This is a genomic window from Mycobacteroides sp. LB1 (assembly GCF_013449725.1).
Classification (GTDB): domain Bacteria; phylum Actinomycetota; class Actinomycetes; order Mycobacteriales; family Mycobacteriaceae; genus Mycobacterium.
This window is the reverse complement of the sequence record NZ_JACCFF010000006.1, coordinates 225,425-243,856: the sequence shown is the minus strand read 5'-3', so window position 1 is coordinate 243,856 and position 18,432 is coordinate 225,425. Positions and strand designations below refer to the sequence as shown.

Genomic DNA, 18,432 nt, shown 5'->3' with positions numbered 1-18,432 from the left:
GGCGTCATGGTCTCAATTGGAAATGATTATCGTTTTCATAACGTAGAGACTGCGCCGTCTCATGTCAACGCAGCAGCCTGTGAGCGCGCTGTGACTCTGCTCACCCACAATTGGCCAGGTTGAGAACATAATTTTGATCGGAGGGAGCCGAGGGGCACGACGGCACAGACCCGGGAGTGAACGCGGCGCCGACGCGGCACGAATCATCGATTACCGCGACGCTTGCAGGCCCGCCGTGCCGAACACCGCCGGGCACGGTGGCAGATCGAGGCGATTCAGCAAACATCCAAGGAGCTCGGCACTCGACCCGGCCACAGCAGGGGTCTGCACCGGGCACCAACCGCCACGGTCACACCCTTACCACCAGAACGGCAATAGGCCACTACCCTCAATAGATGGGTCCGGTTTGCCGCCGGACCGAATGTTGGGTCTCCGGACAGGCCGGGGCGTGATTCAGGTTGAGGTGAAGCGCCGTGGTGAACACCGTGCTTAGTTCCGCACATGACGAACCACCGCATGCTCCGCTCACGCCGCCCGGGCCGCTGCCCCCGCGCGAGATCCTCGAACAGTCCGGTGAGCTGCTCCGTGCACTCGCCGCACCGGTACGTATCGCGATCGTGCTGCAGCTGCGCGAATCGCAACGCTGCGTCCACGAGTTAGTCGACGCCGTCGGTGTCGCGCAGCCGCTCATCAGCCAGCACCTGCGGGTGCTCAAGGCGGCCGGCGTGGTCTCCGGGGAACGCCAGGGACGAGAGGTGATGTACCGCCTCGTCGACGATCACCTCTCCCATATCGTCGTCGACGCGGTAGCGCACACCGAGGAACAGCGATGAGCCCCGTGCGCGAGGAACGGCCCGCTCTGCCGGGCGCCGTGCGTTCGACCCGTCAACGCGCGGCCATTACCGCCTTGCTGAAGCGGACCGACGAATTCAAGTCGGCTCAGGAGCTGCATGACGATCTCAAGCGCATGGGCGAAGGCATCGGCCTGACCACCGTCTACCGGACCCTGCAGTCGATGTCTACATCAGGTGAGGTCGACGTCCTGCGCAACGACACCGGCGAATCGGTCTACCGTCGCTGTTCGGACGGGCACCATCACCACTTGGTCTGCCACAGTTGCGGTTTCGCGGTCGAGGTGCAGGCTGGTGCGGTCGAAGCGTGGGCCACCGATATCGCCGAGGAGCACGGCTTCACCGACGTCCACCACACGGTGGAGGTCTTCGGCTTCTGCCGGCGCTGCAGCGCCGCTCGCCCGGCCTCCTAGTTACCCGTTTCTTTAGTTACCCAACGCCTTTCGGGCGTCGGCACCGGTGGCGAACACCATCAACAACAACGTCACCAGCGCCTCGTCGGAAATGCCCGTGGCGGGAAAGTTGTAGCGCAGCAATACATCTGCCTTGCGCCCCTTGGCGATCAGCAGGATGTTCCCGAACAGAGACTTCTGCACGAGCCCGTCGACCAGATGCCGCGATTTCGCGTTGACGGCCACATCCCAGGCCAGCACCTGCGATAACGACACCACCTCCAGGCCCGGCGCGATGGTGACCGCGCGGATGGAGGCCAGCGTGCCCTCGTAGTCGGCGGTCAGCGCGCCGTCGGGTTCCTTGGTTACCGGCAGCACCGGGTGCAGCACTCGGTACACGCGGTCAAGAACGGCCTGAGCGTCTCCGTTTTCGAGGTCGCTCATTACGCAGATCCGAATCGACGGTCCCGCTGCGCAAATTCCAGGCAGGCCGCCCATAGGTCGCGGCGGTCGAAATCGGGGTAGAGCTTCTCCTGGAACACAAACTCGGCATACGCCGCCTGCCACATCATGAAATTGCTTGAGCGCAGCTCGCCGGACGGCCGCAGGAACAGGTCAACATCGGGCATATCCGGCTCGTCGAGGTACTTTGCGACGGTCTCCTCGGTGATGCGGTCCGGCTTGAGCTGACCGGATTCCACCAGACGCGCGATCCTCCTTGTCGCCTCGGCGATTTCGGCCCGGCCGCCATAGTTGATGCAGGTGGTCAACGTCAGTGTGCTGTTGTTCTTGGTGAGCTCCTCGGTGATCTCCAGCTCTTTGTAAACGCTGCTCCACAACCGCGTCTTCTGGCCTGCCCAACGGAACCGCACTCCCATGTTGTTCAGATCGTGTCGGCGCCGCTTGACCACATCGCGGTTGAAGCCCATCAGAAAACGCACCTCGTCCGCGGGGCGGCGCCAGTTCTCCGTCGAGAAGGCGTACGTGGTGAGCCACGGGATGCCCATCTCGATGGCACCACAGACCATGTCCATCATCGTGGCCTCGCCCATCTTGTGGCCCTCGGTACGCGGCAACCCGCGGGCCCGCGCCCAGCGCCCGTTACCGTCCATCACCACCGCGACGTGCCGGGGAACCAGCTCCTTGGGAATGACCGGCGGGATGGCGCCCGACGGATGCTTCGGCGCAGGATGCGGCCGGGTACCGCCAGTGCCCGCACCGGGCAGCAGCTTGGGGAACACCGCAGGGAACACCGTCTTATCCGGGAACGTCGGGGCGTAGCCGGGCGGGACGTCGGCCCAGTCGGTGTAGTACTTATCCTGCTGCGGATCGGGCTGGCTGTTCTTCACCATGAGTGATATTTAACCTGGTCCCGCGTTCGACGAGCGGCAGTGTCCGTAGCTTGCGTTCCAGATGCCACTGCAGATGCGCCGCGATCAATCCGCTGGCTTGGGTGCGCTGCGTCTGCGGCACCTCGTCGGTGGCCGCCCAGTCACCGTCGTGCAGTGCCGCCATCAGCTCCAGCACACCCTGTGGCGGGGTCGCCGCCCCCGCGGGACGGCAGTGCACGCAGACGCTGCCACCCGCCCCCACGTGGAAAGCACGGTGCGGACCGGGAGCGGCGCAGCGCGCGCACTCGCTGATGGCGGGCGCCCACCCGGCGATACTCATGGCACGCAGCAGATATGCATCGAGGACCAGCTCGCGGGAACGCTGCTGATCGGCGATCGCTCTCAAGGCGCCGACCGTCAGCCGGTGCAGGGCGAGAGCCGGGGCCCGCTCTTCACCGGCGATCCGCTCGGCGGTCTCCAGGACGGCGCAGGCGGTGGTGTACCGGCCGTAGTCACTGACGATGTCCGCGGCGAAGGCATCGATGGCCTGTACCTGGGTGACGATGTCGAGATTGCGTCCCGGATACAGCTGCACATCGATATGCGCGAATGGTTCCAGCCGTGACCCAAACTTACTGCGGGTGCGGCGCACTCCCTTGGCGACTGCACGCACCAGGCCATGTTGGCGGGTCAGCAGGGTCACAATGCGGTCGGCCTCGCCGAGCTTGTGCTGCCGCAGCACGACAGCACGATCCCGATAAAGCCGCATTCAAGCAGTTTCCCATCTGGTACCGACGAATCCCCGCATTGACGCACTATTCCGACGGCTTACCCTTCTGGTCATGTCGGGCTTTCCCACGCTGACGTCCCAGGCAGCGGCGCTAGCATCCGGGTCGGTGAGTTCGATCTCGCTGACCCTCACCGCGCTCAACGCGATCAAATCCAGCCAGTCCACCCTCAACGCGTTCCGGGTGGTGTGCACCAAGAGCGCCCTTGCCGACGCCACCGAGGCCGATAAGCGGTTGGCCAAGGGCGAACGGCTGCCGTTGCTCGGAGTGCCCATTGCCATCAAAGACGACACCGACTTGGCAGGCACCCCAACCGCATTCGGTACCGCCGGGGCCGTCGGCTCGGAGTCCCAGGATGCCGAGCTGGTGCGACGGCTGCGCGCGGCGGGCGCGGTGATCGTCGGCAAGACCAATACCTGCGAGCTCGGCCAATGGGCCTTCACCAGCGGGCCCGGCTTCGGGCATACCCGCAATCCGTGGAGCCGCGGTCACACACCCGGCGGGTCCTCGGGCGGTAGCGCGGCGGCCGTTTCGGCCGGGCTCGTCGCCGGGGCAATCGGTTCAGATGGGGCCGGGAGCGTCCGAATTCCGGCTGCTTGGACGCATCTGATCGGCATCAAGCCGCAGCGTGGCCGGATCTCCACGTGGCCACTTGCCGAGGCGTTCAACGGGATAACGGTGCACGGGCCCTTGGCGCGCACCGTTGCCGATGCCGCACTGCTGTTGGATGCGGCATCGGGCAACGTGTCCGGAGATCTACACAAGCCGCCGCACGTTCGGGTCCTCGACGCGGTCCACGAGGACCCGGGCCAGCTTCGTATTGCGCTGTCGTTCAAGGTTCCGTTCTCGGGGTTCCCGGCGCACATCCATCCGACGATCGAAACCGCCACCCGCTATGTGGGTCACCAGCTGCGTTCGCTCGGGCACATGGTGTCCGAGGGCGATCCGGATTACGGAATCGGTCTCGGCCTGAACTTCCTGCCACGAGCGACCGCCGGGCTGCTGCCATGGCGGGAGCGGCTGGACGCCGGGGCACATTGGGACCAGCGCACATTGGCGAACACGCGAACGGGTCGGCAACTCGCCGGCTGGGCCTTGCGACGGGCACGAGCGGCGGAGCCGCGGCTGCAGGCTCGCGTCGGCAAGATCTTCGGCAGCTTCAACGTCGTGCTGGCACCGACGACCGCGCAACCACCCACGGGTATCTACGATTTCGACGGTATCGGCAGTGTCGCAACGGATCGCGGGCAGATCGGCGCCTGTCCCATGACGTGGCCGTGGAACGTGCTCGGGTGGCCGTCGATCAATGTGCCCGCCGGGTTCACCGAGGACGGGCTGCCGATCGGCGTCCAGCTGATGGGGCCGGCGAACAGCGAACCGTTGCTGATTTCCCTTGCCGCACAGCTGGAGTCGATTAACAACTGGGCGTCGGAGACCCCCGACCCCTGGTGGTGACCTGCGCCGGGCCCCTCACCGCCCGCTCACCTCGCCGCCCTCACCTCACCTCGCCGCCGACACGCCGTGTTGTGGCGGTTTCGTATCGCATGTTCTCGCCATAAGCGGGCGTGTCGGCGGTCATGCGGCCCGCGCCCTAGCGCGGTAGGCCGCCCTGACCCGCGCCACAACCGCACCAGGGTCGTTGGCCAGCTGGTCACGGCTCACGCGGACGAGCTTCCAGCCCATCGCTGCGATGAACTCCTGCCGTTCAATGTCGCGACGATGCTGCGTCGAGTCCCCCCAGTGCTGGGACCCGTCGAACTCCGCTGCCAAACATTCTGCGCGCCAGCCCATGTCGAGGCGAACCACCCGACCGTTTGAACCCCGCAGCTCGATCTGCGTTTCGGGCCGCGGAAGCCCTGCGCCCACAAGACAAAGACGCAGCCGTGTTTCCTGCACCGATTCGGCCCCAGGATCCGCCAGGAAGAGCACATTCTGCAGGCGCCGAAGCCCGCGAGCGCCGCGATGCCGAGCGATCAGTGCGTCCACTTCGGTGGCATCACAATCACGGAGCAGCACATCAGTCAGCTCGACGGCTCGACTTGTCTGTACTCGTCGACCGATATCGAAGATGGTTCTCGCCGGCGTAGTCACTGCGACATCGCCGACCATCGTGCATTCGTCGGATGACAAACAGTCGCCGCGGATGACGATTCCCTTCGGCGCATTCCGCCGCTGCCGATTCAGCTCCACCACACGATCACCAGAGATGTACGAGTTGCCATGCAACGCAGCGGCCGACACCCCACAGATAACGCCCTGTCTGCCGGCCCACAGATATGCCGCCCTTGCGCGCACACCCGCAGTTAGTTCGGCCCCGGCAGGCAGATACACATCGCGGAAGACCGTGTCGTAGTGCTGACGAAGCTCATGCCGTGTGAGCACCCCCGCAGCGATGGCCTCGCTACCCACAATGAGTTTGTCCATGCGCGGACCCTGCCACGCACCACCGACAAAGCCAGCCGAGCCGCCGACACGCCCGTTAGTGGCGGAAACGTGCGATACGAATCCGCCACCACACGGCGTGTCGGCGGGAGCTGGGGTTCTGAGCGCAGCTCAGAACCCCAGCTTGCCGAGCTGTTTGGGATCGCGCTGCCAGTTCTTGGCGACCTTGACCCGCAGATCCAGATACACCTTGGTGCCGAGCAGCTTTTCGATCTGCTTGCGCGCGTTGGTCCCTACTTCGCGCAGCCGCGAACCGCCCTTGCCGATGACGATGCCCTTCTGGCTGTCCCGCTCGACGTAGAGGATGGCGTGTATGTCGATCAGCTCCGAGCCCTCGGGCCGGTCCTCGCGTTCGTTCACCTCGTCGATGACCACCGCCAACGAGTGCGGAAGCTCGTCGCGCACACCTTCGAGCGCCGCCTCGCGGATCAGCTCGGCCATGAGCACCTCTTCAGGCTCATCGGTCAGCTCACCGTCCGGGTAGAACGCCGGCCCGGGCCGCAGCTTCGACGCCAAAACACCTGTCAGCACATCGGTCTGAGAACCGGAAACCGCTGACACCGGCACGATGTCCACATCGGGGCCCACGAGCTTGGACACCGAGAGCAGCTGCTCGGCGACGCGCTCCTTGCTCACCTTGTCGATCTTGGTGACGATGGCGATCAGCGTGGTGCGCGGCGCGACCAGCTTGATCTGCTCGTGAATCCACTTGTCCCCCGGGCCAATTCCCTCATCCGCCGGGATGCACAGTCCGATGACATCGACCTCGGAATACGTGTCGCGGACCAGTTCGTTGAGCCGCTTACCCAGTAGCGTGCGGGGCCGGTGCAGACCCGGGGTGTCGACGAGCACGATCTGGAAGTTCTCGCGGTGCACGATCCCGCGAATCGTGTGCCGGGTCGTCTGCGGCCGGCTCGAGGTGATGGCCACCTTCTGCCCTACCAGGGCGTTGGTCAGCGTCGACTTGCCGGTGTTCGGTCGCCCGACGAAACAGACGAACCCGGATTTGAACGCCGCATCGGATCCACTCACAATTGCCCCGCAGGCACGCCGGTGCGATCGGTCACGATGACGGTCGCCGACGGTGACAGCTCCCGCACCGCCTCGATACCCGGGTCCTCGTGAGAACCACCGACCAGCACCGCCGCTTCAATGGCTGACGCTCCACTGGACACCGCCGCCGCCACGGCCGCCTGCAACGCCGTCAGCGACAGCTTCGAAAGCGTCACCGGCGCACCGGCATAGGTGCGGCCATCGCCATCGCGCACCGCCGCGCCCGATCTCGCCTCGGCGCGCCCCATCGCTCCACGAGCCAGCACCACAAGCTTGTTATCTTCAGCGTCCAACTCACTCATCTCTTACCTCCGCTTTATCGCCCGCTGCCACCGCACCGCAGTCGGGGTCGGGTTGCACCAGGATCGTGCCGATGCGTACCCGACCACGCGCATCCGGTCCGCCCTCGGCCTGTAACAAAAGTCCATGCGAGGTGGCCCCGGCGCCCGGGAGCGGAACGCGACCCAGCTCAAGTGCCAGCAACCCACCCACCGTCTCGACGTCCAGGTCCTCGTCGAATTCGATGTCGTACAGCTCCCCCAGGTCCTCGATCGGCAGCCGCGCCGACACCCGGAAGTTCTTGTCGCCCAGATCCTCCACCGGAGCGACCTCATCGTGGTCGTACTCGTCGGCGATCTCCCCGACAATCTCCTCCAGCACATCCTCGATGGTCACCAACCCGGCGATCGCCCCGTACTCGTCGACAAGCAACGCCATGTGCTTGCGGTGCTGCTGCATCTCCCGAAGCAGCGCATCCAACGGCTTGGAGTCCGGAACAAACACCGCGGGCTGCATCACTTGCGTCACCCTGACGTCCTGGCCACCGTTCACCGAGTAGTACGTCTGCTGCACAAGGTCTTTGAGGAATACCACGCCGATGACGTCGTCGACGTTCTCGCCGATCACCGGGATACGCGAATGCCCGCTGCGCACGGCTAAAGAGGTCGCTTGACCTGCCGTTTTGTCAGATTCGATCCACACCATCTCGGTGCGCGGCACCATCACCTCGCGAGCGGGGGTATCGCCCAGCTCGAACACCGACTGAATCATCCGGCGTTCGTCATCGGCCACCACACCGCGCTGCTGCGCCATATCGACCACCTCACGCAGCTCGATCTCGGAGGAGAACGGACCGTTACGGAAGCCACGTCCGGGGGTCACCGCGTTACCGAGCAGGATGAGCAGTCGCGAAATGGGCCCGAGCAGAACCGAAATAACCTGCAGCGGAACGGCGGCACCCAACGCGATCGAGTACGCATGCTGGCGCCCCAACGTACGCGGACCCACCCCGATCGCCACGAAGCTCGTCACCACCATGACGATCGCCGAAATCATCAGCGCAGCACCCAGACTCATCCGCGCGGTCAGGTATCCGACCAGAAACACCGTCGACAAGATCTCACACACGGTGCGCAGCAGCACGACCAGGTTTATGTATCGCGGGCGCTCCCGGATCACCACAGAAAGCCTTACCGCACCGGGCCTTTCCTCGCGAACAAGCTCATCGACGCGCGCCGAGGACACCGTGTTGATAGCCGCATCGATGGCCGCGAACGCACCGCCGAGGCCGACCAGCAGAATCGCCGACAGCAGCAGCCCTATACCGCTCATGCTCGGGCCTCAGGTTCTTCGCGCAAGACGCTCATCACTCGTCGAAGTTGCGGGATTTGTCGAGCAGCCGGCTATCGCGATACAGCTGGGCCTGCTGCTCGTACCAGTCCAGCAGCAGCTGGTTCTGGAGCGCGAACATCTCGCGCTCTTCCTCGGGTTCGGCGTGGTCGTACCCAAGCAGGTGCAGCACGCCGTGCACAGTCAGCAGCGCCAGCTCATGAGCCAACGAATGTCCCGCCGCCTCAGCCTGTTCCGCGGCGAACTGCGGGCACAACACGATGTCTCCGAGCATCGACGGCCCGGGCTCGGGAGCATCGGGGCGTCCGCCGGGCTCGAGCTCGTCCATCGGGAACGACATCACATCGGTGGGTCCGGGCAGATCCATCCACCGCATGTGCAGGTCGGCCATCGCCGCGAGATCGACGAGCATCATCGAAAGTTCCGCTGCCGGATGGACATCCATTGCCGCGATGGCAAACCGCGCGACGCTGACCAACTCGCCCTCGGCAACGTCGATACCCGACTCGTTGACAACCTCGATGCTCATCGGTGCCGGCTCCGATTCCCCGACGCACGTCGCTGCTCTCGATTGCCCGCCTGCACGTCGGAGTCTTCAAATCGCGCATAGGCGTCCACGATCTCCGCCACCAGCCGATGACGAACCACATCGGCACTCGTCAACTCCGAGAAGTGAATTCCCTCGATATTGTCAAGAATGTCGGCTGCGGCACGCAGCCCAGAACGGGCGCCACCCGGCAGGTCGACCTGTGTCACGTCACCGGTGACCACCACCTTGGAGCCGAAGCCGAGGCGGGTAAGGAACATCTTCATCTGCTCGGTGGTGGTGTTCTGCGCCTCGTCCAGAATGATGAACGCGTCGTTGAGTGTCCGACCCCGCATATATGCCAGTGGCGCAACCTCGATGACCCCGGCCGACATCAGCTTGGGGATGAGTTCGGGGTCCATCATGTCGTGCAGCGCGTCGTACAGCGGCCGCAGGTACGGGTCGATCTTCTCGCTCAGCGTGCCGGGCAGGAAGCCCAGCCGCTCCCCGGCCTCGACCGCCGGGCGGGTCAGGATGATCCGGGTCACCTGCTTGCTCTGTAACGCGTTGACCGCCTTGGCCATCGCCAAGTAGGTCTTGCCGGTACCGGCCGGGCCGATACCGAAAACCACCGTGTTGGCGTCGATGGCATCCACATAACGCTTCTGGTTCAGCGTCTTCGGGCGGATGGTCTTGCCGCGCCGCGACAGGATGTCCAGGCTCAGCACCTCGGCGGGTGACTCGCCGTGGTCGCCGGTGAGCATTGCCCCGGTATGGCGCACCGTCGAGGGCGTCAGCTGCTGGCCCCGACCGGCGATCACCATCAGCTCGGAGACCACACGCTCGGCCAACGCCACCTCGGCGGGTTCGCCGGTGAAGGTAATGGTGTTTCCGCGAGCGTGGACATCGGCCGCCAGCATGTCCTCAAGCTCGCGCAGGTTTTCATCAGCAGAACCCAGCAGGCCCATGATGAGATCGTTCGGAATCTCGACGCTGCTGCGTACATCCGAAGACGGCACAGCAGCACCTTGTTCTCGGCTCGTCACGTGGTTAAGGTCGCCTGCTTTCTTGGGTTGTGAAGTTGCCTCGAGTTTACCGCTGGCAACCGTCAGGCTCCACGCGTTTGTGTTCCAGCGGGGCAGCCGCCCACCGGGAGGTGAGTACCCCAAGCGCGCCGAGCGCGACGGCCGCGGCAGTCGACGTACGCAGCACCGTCGGCCCCAAGCGCACCGGAACCGCACCCGCGTCCGTCAAAACCCCCAGCTCCTCGTCCGCGACGCCGCCCTCGGGCCCCACGATCAGCACCACCGACGGTGCCGACGCGAGCCGGTCACCCTCCAGGCTCAGCGCAGTGGTTGCCGATTCGTGCAACACCAGAACCACAGCCCCCGTGGCGGCCCGTTCCCGAACAAGATGCGCCAACTCCGCCGTCGAGTATGGCGCCCCCACCACGGGCACAAAAGCCCGCCGGGATTGCCGCGATGCCGCACGGGCGACCGCCTCCCACCGCCGCTGCCCCTTCTCGGCCTTCTGCGCATCCCAGCGCGACACACAGCGCAGCGCCTGCCACGGGACTAGCTCGTCGACACCCGCCTCCACGGCCAATTCGACGGCCAACTCGGCACGATCGGATTTGGGAAGTGCCTGCACCACAGTCACTTTCGGCTGGGCCGCGGCAACACTCCAACGCTGCGTCACCTCGACCGACAGGCCCGCACGTTCGACGGACGCAACGACGCCGTCACCAACCTCGCCCGCGCCGTCGCACAACATCACCGGTTCACCGACCCGCATGCGCAACACCCGCGCCGCGTGGTGCCCCTCGTCCCCGTCAAGGGCCACCGTTTCTCCGGCCCGGGGGACCCGCTCGACGTAGAAGATCGTGGCAGCCGCCATTGATTACCGGCCCGTGAACGCCTCGCGCAGCCGCGAGAACACGCCGCCCGAGGCTGATTCCGCCCACACCACCTCGGCGGCCTCCTTGCTCCGGGTCTTCTTGAAGTCGCGCAGCAGTTCGCGTTCCTTGGCATCCAACCGGGTCGGCACCACCACATCGAGATGGGCGTGCAGATTTCCGCGGACGCCGGTGCGCAGATGCGGCATGCCCTTCCCGCGCAGCGTCACCACCGAACCCGGCTGCGATCCCGGATCGACCTTGATGACGGTCGGGCCGTCGACGATGGCGTCCACGGACACACTGGTGCCCAGTGCCGCCTCGACCATCGGCACCCGCACGGTGAAGTGCAGGTCGTCTCCGTCGCGAATGAAGATGTCGTGTGGCTTCTCATGCACCTCGACGTACAGGTCACCCGCCGGGCCGCCGCCGGGGCCGACCTCGCCCTGGGCCGCGAGCCGCACCCGCATCCCGTCGCCGACACCCGCCGGGATCTTGACGGTGATATCGCGCCGCGCGCGCACCCGGCCGTCGCCGCCGCACTTGTGGCAGGGATCGGTGATGACCTCACCGGCGCCCTGACATGTCGGGCAGGGACGCGAGGTCAACACCTGTCCGAGCAGGGAGCGCTGCACTGTCTGCACCTCACCACGACCATCACAGGTCTCACATGCGCTCGGCGCCGAGTTCCCGTGGGTGCCCTTGCCGGTACATCCATCACACAGGATCGCGGTATCGACGGTCACCTGCTTGCTGATGCCGGTCGCGCACTCGAGGAGGTCAAGCCGCATCCGCAACAGGGAGTCGGATCCGGGCTGCACGCGGCCACGCGGACCACGCGATCCGCCGGCCGATCCGCCGAAGAACGCCTCGAACACATCGCCAAGACCGCCGAAGCCCGAACCGAAGCCGCCGCCGAAGCCATTGCCCCCACCGCCGTTCTCCAGTGGGTCGCCGCCAAGGTCGACGATGCGTCGCTTCTCGGGATCGGTCAGCACCTCATAAGCGACGCTGACCTCCTTGAACCGCGCCTGCGCCTGTTCATCGGGGTTGATATCGGGGTGCAGCTCGCGGGCGAGCTTGCGGTACACCCGCTTGAGCTCGCTGTCGCTGGCACCCTTGCTCACCCCGAGGATGCCGTAGTAATCACGCGCCACTGTGTTCGTTCGTCCTCATCTGTTCACATACTGCTAGCGATTGGCTAGCACTTCGCCGATATACATGGCAACCGCCGCGACGTTCGCGATGGTTCCCGGATAGTCCATCCGTGTGGGTCCTAGCACACCCATGCCGCCGAATACCGCTCCGCCCGCACCATACGGGGTAGAGACAACGGAGGTGCCAATCATCTGCTCAGCCGCGGTTTCGTGACCGATGTGCACGGTGACGCGGCCGGCCTCCTGTTGCGCGGCGAGCAAGCGCAGCACCACCACCTGCTCCTCCAGCGCCTCCAGGACCGTGCGCAACTGACCGCCGAAATCGGCAGAGTTACGCGTCAGGTTGGCGGTGCCGCCAAGCAGTAGACGTTCCTCGTGATGCTCGACAAGCGTCTCCACCAGCACCGTTGCCGCCCGAGTGAGCGCATCGCGCAGGTCATCGGAGGCCTGCTCGGCCAATTCGGCGGCGGCCACCGAGGCCGCCGACAGCTTCTTCCCGTCCAACGCCGCACCCAACAGCAGCCGCAGCCTCGCCAGCTGTTCGTCGTTGATGACGTCACCGAGCTCGACAATCCGCTGATCGACCCGCCCGGAATCGGTGATGACGACCAGCAGCAGTCGGGCCGGGGTGAGCGACACCACCTCCAGGTGACGCACGCTGGACGAAGACAGCGTCGGGTACTGCACGATGGCAACCTGGCGGGTCATCTGTGCCAGCAGCCGCACCGCCCGGCGCAGCACGTCGTCGAGGTCGACGCCGCCTTCGAGGAAGTTGAGGATGGCCTTGCGCTCGGCACCCGAAAGCGGCTTGACGTCGTCGAGCCGGTTCACGAATTCGCGGTAGCCCTTTTCCGTCGGGACCCGCCCTGAGCTGGTGTGCGGCTGCGCGATGTAGCCCTCGGACTCCAGCACCGCCATATCGTTGCGGACGGTGGCGCTCGAAACTCCGAGGCTGTGCCGATCGACCAGGGCCTTGGACCCAATCGGCTCCTTAGTAGTGACATAGTCGGCGACGATGGCGCGCAGCACCTCGAATCGCCGATCGTCGGCACTAGCCATGGTCACCTCCCTCGGGCGCGATATGCCCTCATTTTACGGTGCCAGGCTGCGCCAACCCTCCATCGAGGCCGTTCACGCTAACCTCAGGTGTTATGACGGCCGATACGGCGGATCGATACGGATTGATTTGCAGTGATATTTAAAGGCGTTCGCGAGGGAAAGCCCTATCCGGAGCACGGGCTATCGACCCGAGATTGGTCACGCATCCCGCCCCGGCAGATTCGTCTCGACGAGCTCGTCACCACCACCACGGTGCTCGCATTGGACCGCCTGCTCAGTGAGGACTCGACGTTCTACGGGGATCTGTTTCCGCATGCCGTGAAGTGGCAGGGCGTCATCTACCTGGAGGACGGGTTGCATCGAGCCGTGCGAGCGGCGCTTCGTAATCGGGTTGTGCTGCACGCCAGGGTTTTCGATATGGACCAGTTGCGGGCTGTTTGATTCCCAGGTCGGCCCCGCACGCGACACCTAGTCCAGGATGGTGCGCACCACGCCGTCGGCCAGGAGCCGTCCCTGATCGGTGAGCACCAGCCGATCACCCACCAGCTGCCCCAGCCCCTTGGCCACCACGGCGGGTACCCGCTCGCGCTCGTCAACTGTCAAGTCCGCCAAGGCGATTCCGGCGCTCAATCGCACCGCCAGCAGCACCTCCTCGGTGTGCCGTTCGACGGGACTCAGGATCTCGTACCCAGCGACGGGGAGCTGCCCCTCCCCCAGCTGCTTCGCATAAGTGTTGGGGTGCTTGACATTCCACCACCGCACCCCGTTGACGTGTCCGTGGGCACCGGGTCCGGCACCCCACCAGTCGCCGCCTGCCCAGTAGCCGAGGTTGTGCCGGCACTGCCCGCCGGGACGTGCCCAGTTGGAGACCTCGTACCAGCCGAGCCCCGCCTCCGACAGCGCGGTGTCGAGGAGCTGGTAGCGATCGGCCAGGGCGTCCTCGTCGGGGTTCGGTAGCTCGCCGCGGCGAACACGCCGCGCCAGGGCCGTGCCCTCCTCGACGACCAGCGCGTAGGCCGACACATGGTCCACTCCGGCCTCGAGCACCGCGTCGACGGACCGGCGCAGGTCGTCATCGGTCTCTCCGGGGGTGCCATAGATGAGGTCGAGGTTGACGTGCCCGAGACCGGCCTCGCGCGCTTCACGCGCGGCCGCCACCGCACGTCCGGGTGCGTGCACGCGGTCCAGCGTCGCCAACACGTGCGGGGCCGTGGACTGCATGCCCAACGAGACGCGGGTGTACCCGGCGGCGCGAATGGTCTCGAAGAACCTTGGTGAGGTGGATTCGGGGTTGGCCTCGGTGGTGACCTCGGCGCCCGGCGCAAACGTGAAATGGGCACGGATCGCGTCGAGAACCTCGGCGAGCCCCGAACCGCCCAGCAGGGAAGGTGTCCCGCCGCCGACGAATACCGTCTCCACCTGCGAATTCCCGTCCAGGGTCCGCGCGGCCAGCTCCAATTCCACACGCAACGCCTCCAACCAGCCACCGGTCGAGGTGCCCTCGCCGAGCTCATCGGCGGTGTAGGTGTTGAAATCGCAATATCCGCAGCGTGTCGCACAGAACGGCACGTGCACGTAGATCCCGAAGGGACGCCCCGCCGCCGGCACCAACGGCGGCAGTATCGCGATTGCTTCGGGTCTCACCGATCAAGTGTGTGCCAGTGCCCGGCAGGAGAAAAATTCTGTGCGGTTCCTGCCGGGATTAATGTGAGCCCGCTGGGAGTTTTGCTCAGTGTGAGCAGAATTACGACCCGGTCGCGCAGGGTATCAACTTCGCATGGCACAATTGGCCGGGTGAGCACACATCAGGTTCCTCTTGTCGCGCGGCGACACATCGACCTGAAGCGTGTCTGTAGCGCGTGTTGTCTCCCCTAGTGACGTAGTCCTACCCCGTCTGCCACCCAACGGTCGTGAGGATCTGCGCCTCCGGTCAGCCCCCGGTGTGTCGCCCACGACTGTGTCTGCCTTTTTGAGGAGCACCATGACCACCAGCGAGACACGGCCCGCTCGCCCCAAGCAACAGCGCAGCGAAGGCCAGTGGGCGCTTGGATACCACGAACCGCTCAACTCCAACGAGCAGGTGAAAAAGGACGACCACCCGCTCAACGTGCGTGAACGCATCGAAACGATCTACGCCAAGCAGGGATTCGAGAGTATCGACAAGACCGACCTGCGCGGCCGCTTCCGCTGGTGGGGTCTGTACACCCAGCGCAAGCCCGGCTACGACGGCACGTGGACCGGCGACGACAACACCGACATGCTCGAGGACGAGCACTTCATGCTGCGGGTCCGCTGCGATGGCGGCGCGTTCTCGGTCGATGCACTGCGCACCCTCGGTGACCTTTCCACCAAATACGCCCGCGATACCGCCGATATCTCCGACCGGGAGAACGTGCAGTACCACTGGATCCGCGTCGAGGACATGCCCGAGATCTGGCGGCGTCTCGACGAGGTTGGCCTGTACACGACTCAGGCCTGCGGCGACTGCCCCCGCGTGATCCTCGGCTCCCCGCTGGCGGGCGAGTCGCTCGATGAGGTGCTCGACCCGACACCGGCTGTCGACGAAATCGTGCGCCGGTACATCGGGAAGAAGGAGTACTCCAACCTCCCCCGCAAGTTCAAGACGGCGATTTCCGGTCTGCAGGATGTGGTGCACGAGATCAATGACGTCGCCTTCATCGGTGTGGTCCATCCCGAACACGGCCCGGGTCTCGACGTGTGGGTGGGCGGCGGCCTGTCCACCAACCCGATGCTGGCTCAGCGCTTGGGTGTGTGGGTGCCGCTCGACGAGGTTCCCGATGTCTGGGAGGGCGTCGTCGGCATCTTCCGCGACTACGGTTACCGGCGACTGCGGGCCAAGGCGCGGCTGAAATTCCTGGTCAAGGACTGGGGCGTGGAGAAGTTCCGTGAAGTTCTCGAAACCGAGTACCTGAAGCGGCCCTTGCTCGACGGCCCCGCGCTGGTGCCCCCCGCGCATCCGATCGACCACGTCGGTGTGCAGCGACTCAAGAACGGGCTCAACGCCGTGGGTCTCTCCCCGATCGCGGGCCGGGTATCGGGAACCATCCTTTCCGCGGTCGCCGACCTCGCCGAGAAGGCGGGCTCGAACCGAGTGAGCTTCACGCCCTACCAGAAGCTGATCATCCTCGATGTCCCCGACGACAAACTTGGCGAACTGACCGAAGGACTGGACGCACTGGGACTGCCCTCGCGTCCGTCGCATTGGCGCAAAAACCTGATGGCCTGCACGGGTATCGAGTTCTGCAAGCTGTCCTTCACCGAAACCCGTAAACGTGCACAGGATCTGGTACCCGAGCTGGAGCAGCGGCTGGACGACCTGAACGCCCAGCTGGACACGCCGGTCACCATCAACATCAACGGCTGCCCGAACTCGTGCGCACGTTCACAGGTCGCCGATATCGGCTTCAAGGGCCAGATGGTCGACGACGGCGACGGCGCGAGCGTCGAAGGTTTCCAGGTGCATCTGGGCGGAAGCCTGGGACTGGACAGCGGTTTCGGCCGCAAGCTACGCCAGCACAAGGTCACCAGCACCGAGCTCGGCGATTACATCGACCGGGTGGTGCGCAACTTCGTCAAGCAGCGCACCGACGGAGAGCGCTTCGCGCAGTGGGCGGTTCGCGCAGAGGAGGCTGACCTTCGATGAGCGTTCTGGAGGGCCAAAAGAACGCCGACCAGCTGCGTGACATCGCGGCTCGCGGTGCCGCCGAGCTGGAGGGCGCCTCCGCCGAGGAGCTCCTGCGGTGGACCGAAGAGAACTTTGGCAGCGACCCCCACGGATACGTCGTCGCCTCCAACATGCAGGACGCGGTGCTCATTGACCTTGCCGCGCAAGTGCATCCGGGTGTCGACGTGTTGTTCCTGGACACCGGATACCACTTCGCCGAGACGATCGGCACGCGCGATGCGGTGGAATCGGTGTACGACATCCACATCGTCAATGTGGGCCCCGACCAGACGGTGGCACAACAGGACGAGCTGTTGGGCAAGGACCTGTTCGCGAGCGATCCCGCCGAATGCTGCCGACTGCGCAAGGTGGTGCCGCTACGCAAGTCCCTCGCCGGATACTCGGCCTGGGTGACCGGGCTGCGCCGCGTCGATGCACCCACCCGGGCCAATGCGCCGCTGATCAGTTTCGACGAGGCGTTCGGGCTGGTGAAGATCAACGCGATCGCGGCCTGGACCGATGAAGACATGCAGAAGTACATCGACGAGCACGGAGTGCTGGTGAATCCGCTTGTGGACGAGGGGTATCCGTCGATCGGCTGTGCCCCGTGCACAGCCAAGCCCGCGCTCGACGGCGATGCGCGGAGCGGACGCTGGCAGGGCCAGGCCAAGACAGAATGCGGGTTGCACGCCTCATGACGACAACCGAAATCGGAACGGAATCTGTGTTGAATCAGACTGAGACCCTCACCGACCTCGAATCCGAGTCGATTCACATCATCCGCGAGGTGGCCGGCGAGTTCGAGCGCCCGGTGCTGCTGTTCTCTGGCGGCAAGGATTCGACGGTGCTGTTGCACACCGCGCTCAAGGCCTTTTGGCCTGCGCCGCTTCCTTTCGCGCTGCTGCATGTCGACACCGGACACAACCTCCCCGAGGTGCTGGCCTTCCGCGACGAGATCGTCGAACGCCACAACTTGCGCCTAGTCGTCGCGAAAGTTGAGGACTACCTGGCCGACGGCCGACTGACCGAGCGGCCCGACGGTATTCGCAACCCGTTGCAGACCATCCCGCTGCTTGAGGCCATCACGGACAACAAGTTCGACGCCGTGCTGGGTGGCGGACGTCGCGATGAGGAGCGCTCGCGTGCCAAGGAGCGAATCTTCAGCCTGCGCAATGCGTTCGGCCAGTGGGATCCGAAGAAGCAGCGTCCCGAACTCTGGAGCCTGTACAACGGCCGGCACGCACCGGGCGAGCACGTCCGGGTATTCCCGATCAGCAACTGGACCGAGCTGGACGTGTGGCGTTACATCGCTCGCGAAAATGTGCAGCTGGCCGATCTCTACTACGCGCATGAGCGCGAGGTGTTCAACCGTGACGGCATGCTACTGACACCCGGCCCGTGGGGCGGGCCACGCGACGGCGAAGAGCTGCAAACACTTTCGGTGCGCTACCGCACTGTTGGCGACGGATCGACCACCGGTGCCGTGCTCTCGGATGCTGCCGACGTCCATGCAGTGCTCGCCGAGGTGGCCTCATCGCGGATCACCGAGCGGGGCGCGACCCGCGGCGATGACCGAGTGTCCGAGGCGGCGATGGAAGACCGCAAGCGAGAAGGGTATTTCTGAT

Annotated in this window: 21 protein-coding genes; 8 read left to right on the top strand and 13 right to left on the bottom strand. The window is 65.3% G+C overall.

The window, feature by feature from the left end:
* Positions 1-473 precede the first annotated feature (473 nt).
* Complete coding sequence (locus MLB1_RS21230) at positions 474-833, top strand: metalloregulator ArsR/SmtB family transcription factor (RefSeq protein WP_005060366.1); 360 nt, start codon at positions 474-476, stop codon at positions 831-833.
* A gap of 38 nt (positions 834-871) precedes the next feature.
* On the top strand, positions 872-1,264 hold the full coding sequence (locus tag MLB1_RS21225; RefSeq protein ID WP_358146691.1) for a Fur family transcriptional regulator: 393 nt from the start codon (positions 872-874) through the stop codon (positions 1,262-1,264).
* Positions 1,265-1,276: 12 nt separating this feature from the next.
* Here the strand turns inward: MLB1_RS21225 and MLB1_RS21220 are convergent, their stop codons facing one another.
* Genes MLB1_RS21220 through recO form a run of 3 tightly spaced genes read right to left on the bottom strand, consistent with a single transcriptional unit; the run spans position 1,277 to position 3,343 of the window.
* Complete coding sequence (locus MLB1_RS21220) at positions 1,277-1,687, bottom strand: hypothetical protein (protein WP_180751815.1); 411 nt, start codon at positions 1,685-1,687, stop codon at positions 1,277-1,279.
* Complete coding sequence (locus MLB1_RS21215; protein ID WP_180751814.1) at positions 1,687-2,595, bottom strand: isoprenyl transferase; 909 nt, start codon at positions 2,593-2,595, stop codon at positions 1,687-1,689. Before MLB1_RS21215 ends, MLB1_RS21220 begins: the two co-directional genes overlap by 1 nt.
* A complete protein-coding gene (recO, locus tag MLB1_RS21210; RefSeq protein ID WP_180751813.1) occupies positions 2,558-3,343 on the bottom strand; it encodes a DNA repair protein RecO in 786 nt (261 codons plus the stop codon). The genes MLB1_RS21215 and recO overlap by 38 nt, the downstream gene beginning before the upstream one ends.
* 73 nt (positions 3,344-3,416) lie before the next feature.
* On the opposite strand from recO, the gene MLB1_RS21205 reads away from it, so the two are divergent.
* Complete coding sequence (locus tag MLB1_RS21205; protein ID WP_180751812.1) at positions 3,417-4,817, top strand: amidase; 1,401 nt, start codon at positions 3,417-3,419, stop codon at positions 4,815-4,817.
* A gap of 120 nt (positions 4,818-4,937) precedes the next feature.
* On the opposite strand, the gene MLB1_RS21200 is transcribed toward MLB1_RS21205, so the two are convergent.
* From MLB1_RS21200 to hrcA, 9 genes are all read right to left on the bottom strand, one after another.
* Positions 4,938-5,786: a DUF559 domain-containing protein gene (locus tag MLB1_RS21200; protein WP_180751811.1), complete on the bottom strand. Its 849-nt coding sequence runs from the start codon at positions 5,784-5,786 to the stop codon at positions 4,938-4,940.
* Between the two features lie 129 nt (positions 5,787-5,915).
* Positions 5,916-6,836, bottom strand: coding sequence for a GTPase Era (gene era / locus MLB1_RS21195; RefSeq protein WP_180751810.1), 921 nt, complete (start codon positions 6,834-6,836; stop codon positions 5,916-5,918).
* Positions 6,833-7,159: a cytidine deaminase gene (locus MLB1_RS21190; protein WP_180751809.1), complete on the bottom strand. Its 327-nt coding sequence runs from the start codon at positions 7,157-7,159 to the stop codon at positions 6,833-6,835. Before MLB1_RS21190 ends, era begins: the two co-directional genes overlap by 4 nt.
* Complete coding sequence (locus tag MLB1_RS21185; protein WP_180751808.1) at positions 7,152-8,468, bottom strand: hemolysin family protein; 1,317 nt, start codon at positions 8,466-8,468, stop codon at positions 7,152-7,154. Before MLB1_RS21185 ends, MLB1_RS21190 begins: the two co-directional genes overlap by 8 nt.
* A gap of 34 nt (positions 8,469-8,502) precedes the next feature.
* Positions 8,503-9,015 (bottom strand): rRNA maturation RNase YbeY, encoded by a 513-nt coding sequence (gene ybeY / locus MLB1_RS21180; RefSeq protein WP_180751807.1) that lies wholly within the window; start codon positions 9,013-9,015, stop codon positions 8,503-8,505.
* A complete protein-coding gene (locus MLB1_RS21175) occupies positions 9,012-10,058 on the bottom strand; it encodes a PhoH family protein (protein WP_180751806.1) in 1,047 nt (348 codons plus the stop codon). The genes ybeY and MLB1_RS21175 overlap by 4 nt, the downstream gene beginning before the upstream one ends.
* Before the next feature lie 46 nt (positions 10,059-10,104).
* Positions 10,105-10,908: a 16S rRNA (uracil(1498)-N(3))-methyltransferase gene (locus MLB1_RS21170; RefSeq protein WP_180751805.1), complete on the bottom strand. Its 804-nt coding sequence runs from the start codon at positions 10,906-10,908 to the stop codon at positions 10,105-10,107.
* Positions 10,909-10,911: 3 nt separating this feature from the next.
* The gene (gene dnaJ / locus MLB1_RS21165; protein WP_180751804.1) at positions 10,912-12,063 is read right to left on the bottom strand and encodes a molecular chaperone DnaJ; all 1,152 of its coding nucleotides are present in this window, start codon (positions 12,061-12,063) and stop codon (positions 10,912-10,914) included.
* A gap of 33 nt (positions 12,064-12,096) precedes the next feature.
* A complete protein-coding gene (gene hrcA, locus MLB1_RS21160; RefSeq protein WP_180751803.1) occupies positions 12,097-13,122 on the bottom strand; it encodes a heat-inducible transcriptional repressor HrcA in 1,026 nt (341 codons plus the stop codon).
* Between the two features lie 132 nt (positions 13,123-13,254).
* Here hrcA and MLB1_RS21155 point away from each other — a divergent pair, with 132 nt between their 5' ends.
* Positions 13,255-13,563, top strand: a complete 309-nt coding sequence (locus MLB1_RS21155; RefSeq protein ID WP_180751802.1) for a type II toxin-antitoxin system VapB family antitoxin — start codon at positions 13,255-13,257, stop codon at positions 13,561-13,563.
* A 27-nt stretch (positions 13,564-13,590) separates the two neighbouring features.
* Here MLB1_RS21155 and hemW read toward each other — a convergent pair whose 3' ends face one another.
* Positions 13,591-14,766, bottom strand: coding sequence for a radical SAM family heme chaperone HemW (hemW, locus tag MLB1_RS21150; RefSeq protein ID WP_180751801.1), 1,176 nt, complete (start codon positions 14,764-14,766; stop codon positions 13,591-13,593).
* Between hemW and MLB1_RS24330 the strand changes: the two genes are divergently transcribed.
* From MLB1_RS24330 to cysD, 4 genes are all read left to right on the top strand, one after another.
* Positions 14,692-14,997 carry an Ms4527A family Cys-rich leader peptide gene (locus MLB1_RS24330; protein ID WP_371750675.1) on the top strand — a complete coding sequence of 102 codons (306 nt, stop codon included), beginning with the start codon at positions 14,692-14,694 and terminating at the stop codon, positions 14,995-14,997. The genes hemW and MLB1_RS24330 overlap by 75 nt on opposite strands.
* 106 nt (positions 14,998-15,103) lie before the next feature.
* Positions 15,104-16,786, top strand: a complete 1,683-nt coding sequence (locus MLB1_RS21145) for a nitrite/sulfite reductase (protein WP_180751800.1) — start codon at positions 15,104-15,106, stop codon at positions 16,784-16,786.
* Positions 16,783-17,505, top strand: coding sequence for a phosphoadenylyl-sulfate reductase (locus MLB1_RS21140; protein ID WP_180751799.1), 723 nt, complete (start codon positions 16,783-16,785; stop codon positions 17,503-17,505). Before MLB1_RS21145 ends, MLB1_RS21140 begins: the two co-directional genes overlap by 4 nt.
* Positions 17,502-18,431 (top strand): sulfate adenylyltransferase subunit CysD, encoded by a 930-nt coding sequence (gene cysD, locus MLB1_RS21135; RefSeq protein WP_255486065.1) that lies wholly within the window; start codon positions 17,502-17,504, stop codon positions 18,429-18,431. Before MLB1_RS21140 ends, cysD begins: the two co-directional genes overlap by 4 nt.
* Position 18,432: the final 1 nt, after the last annotated feature.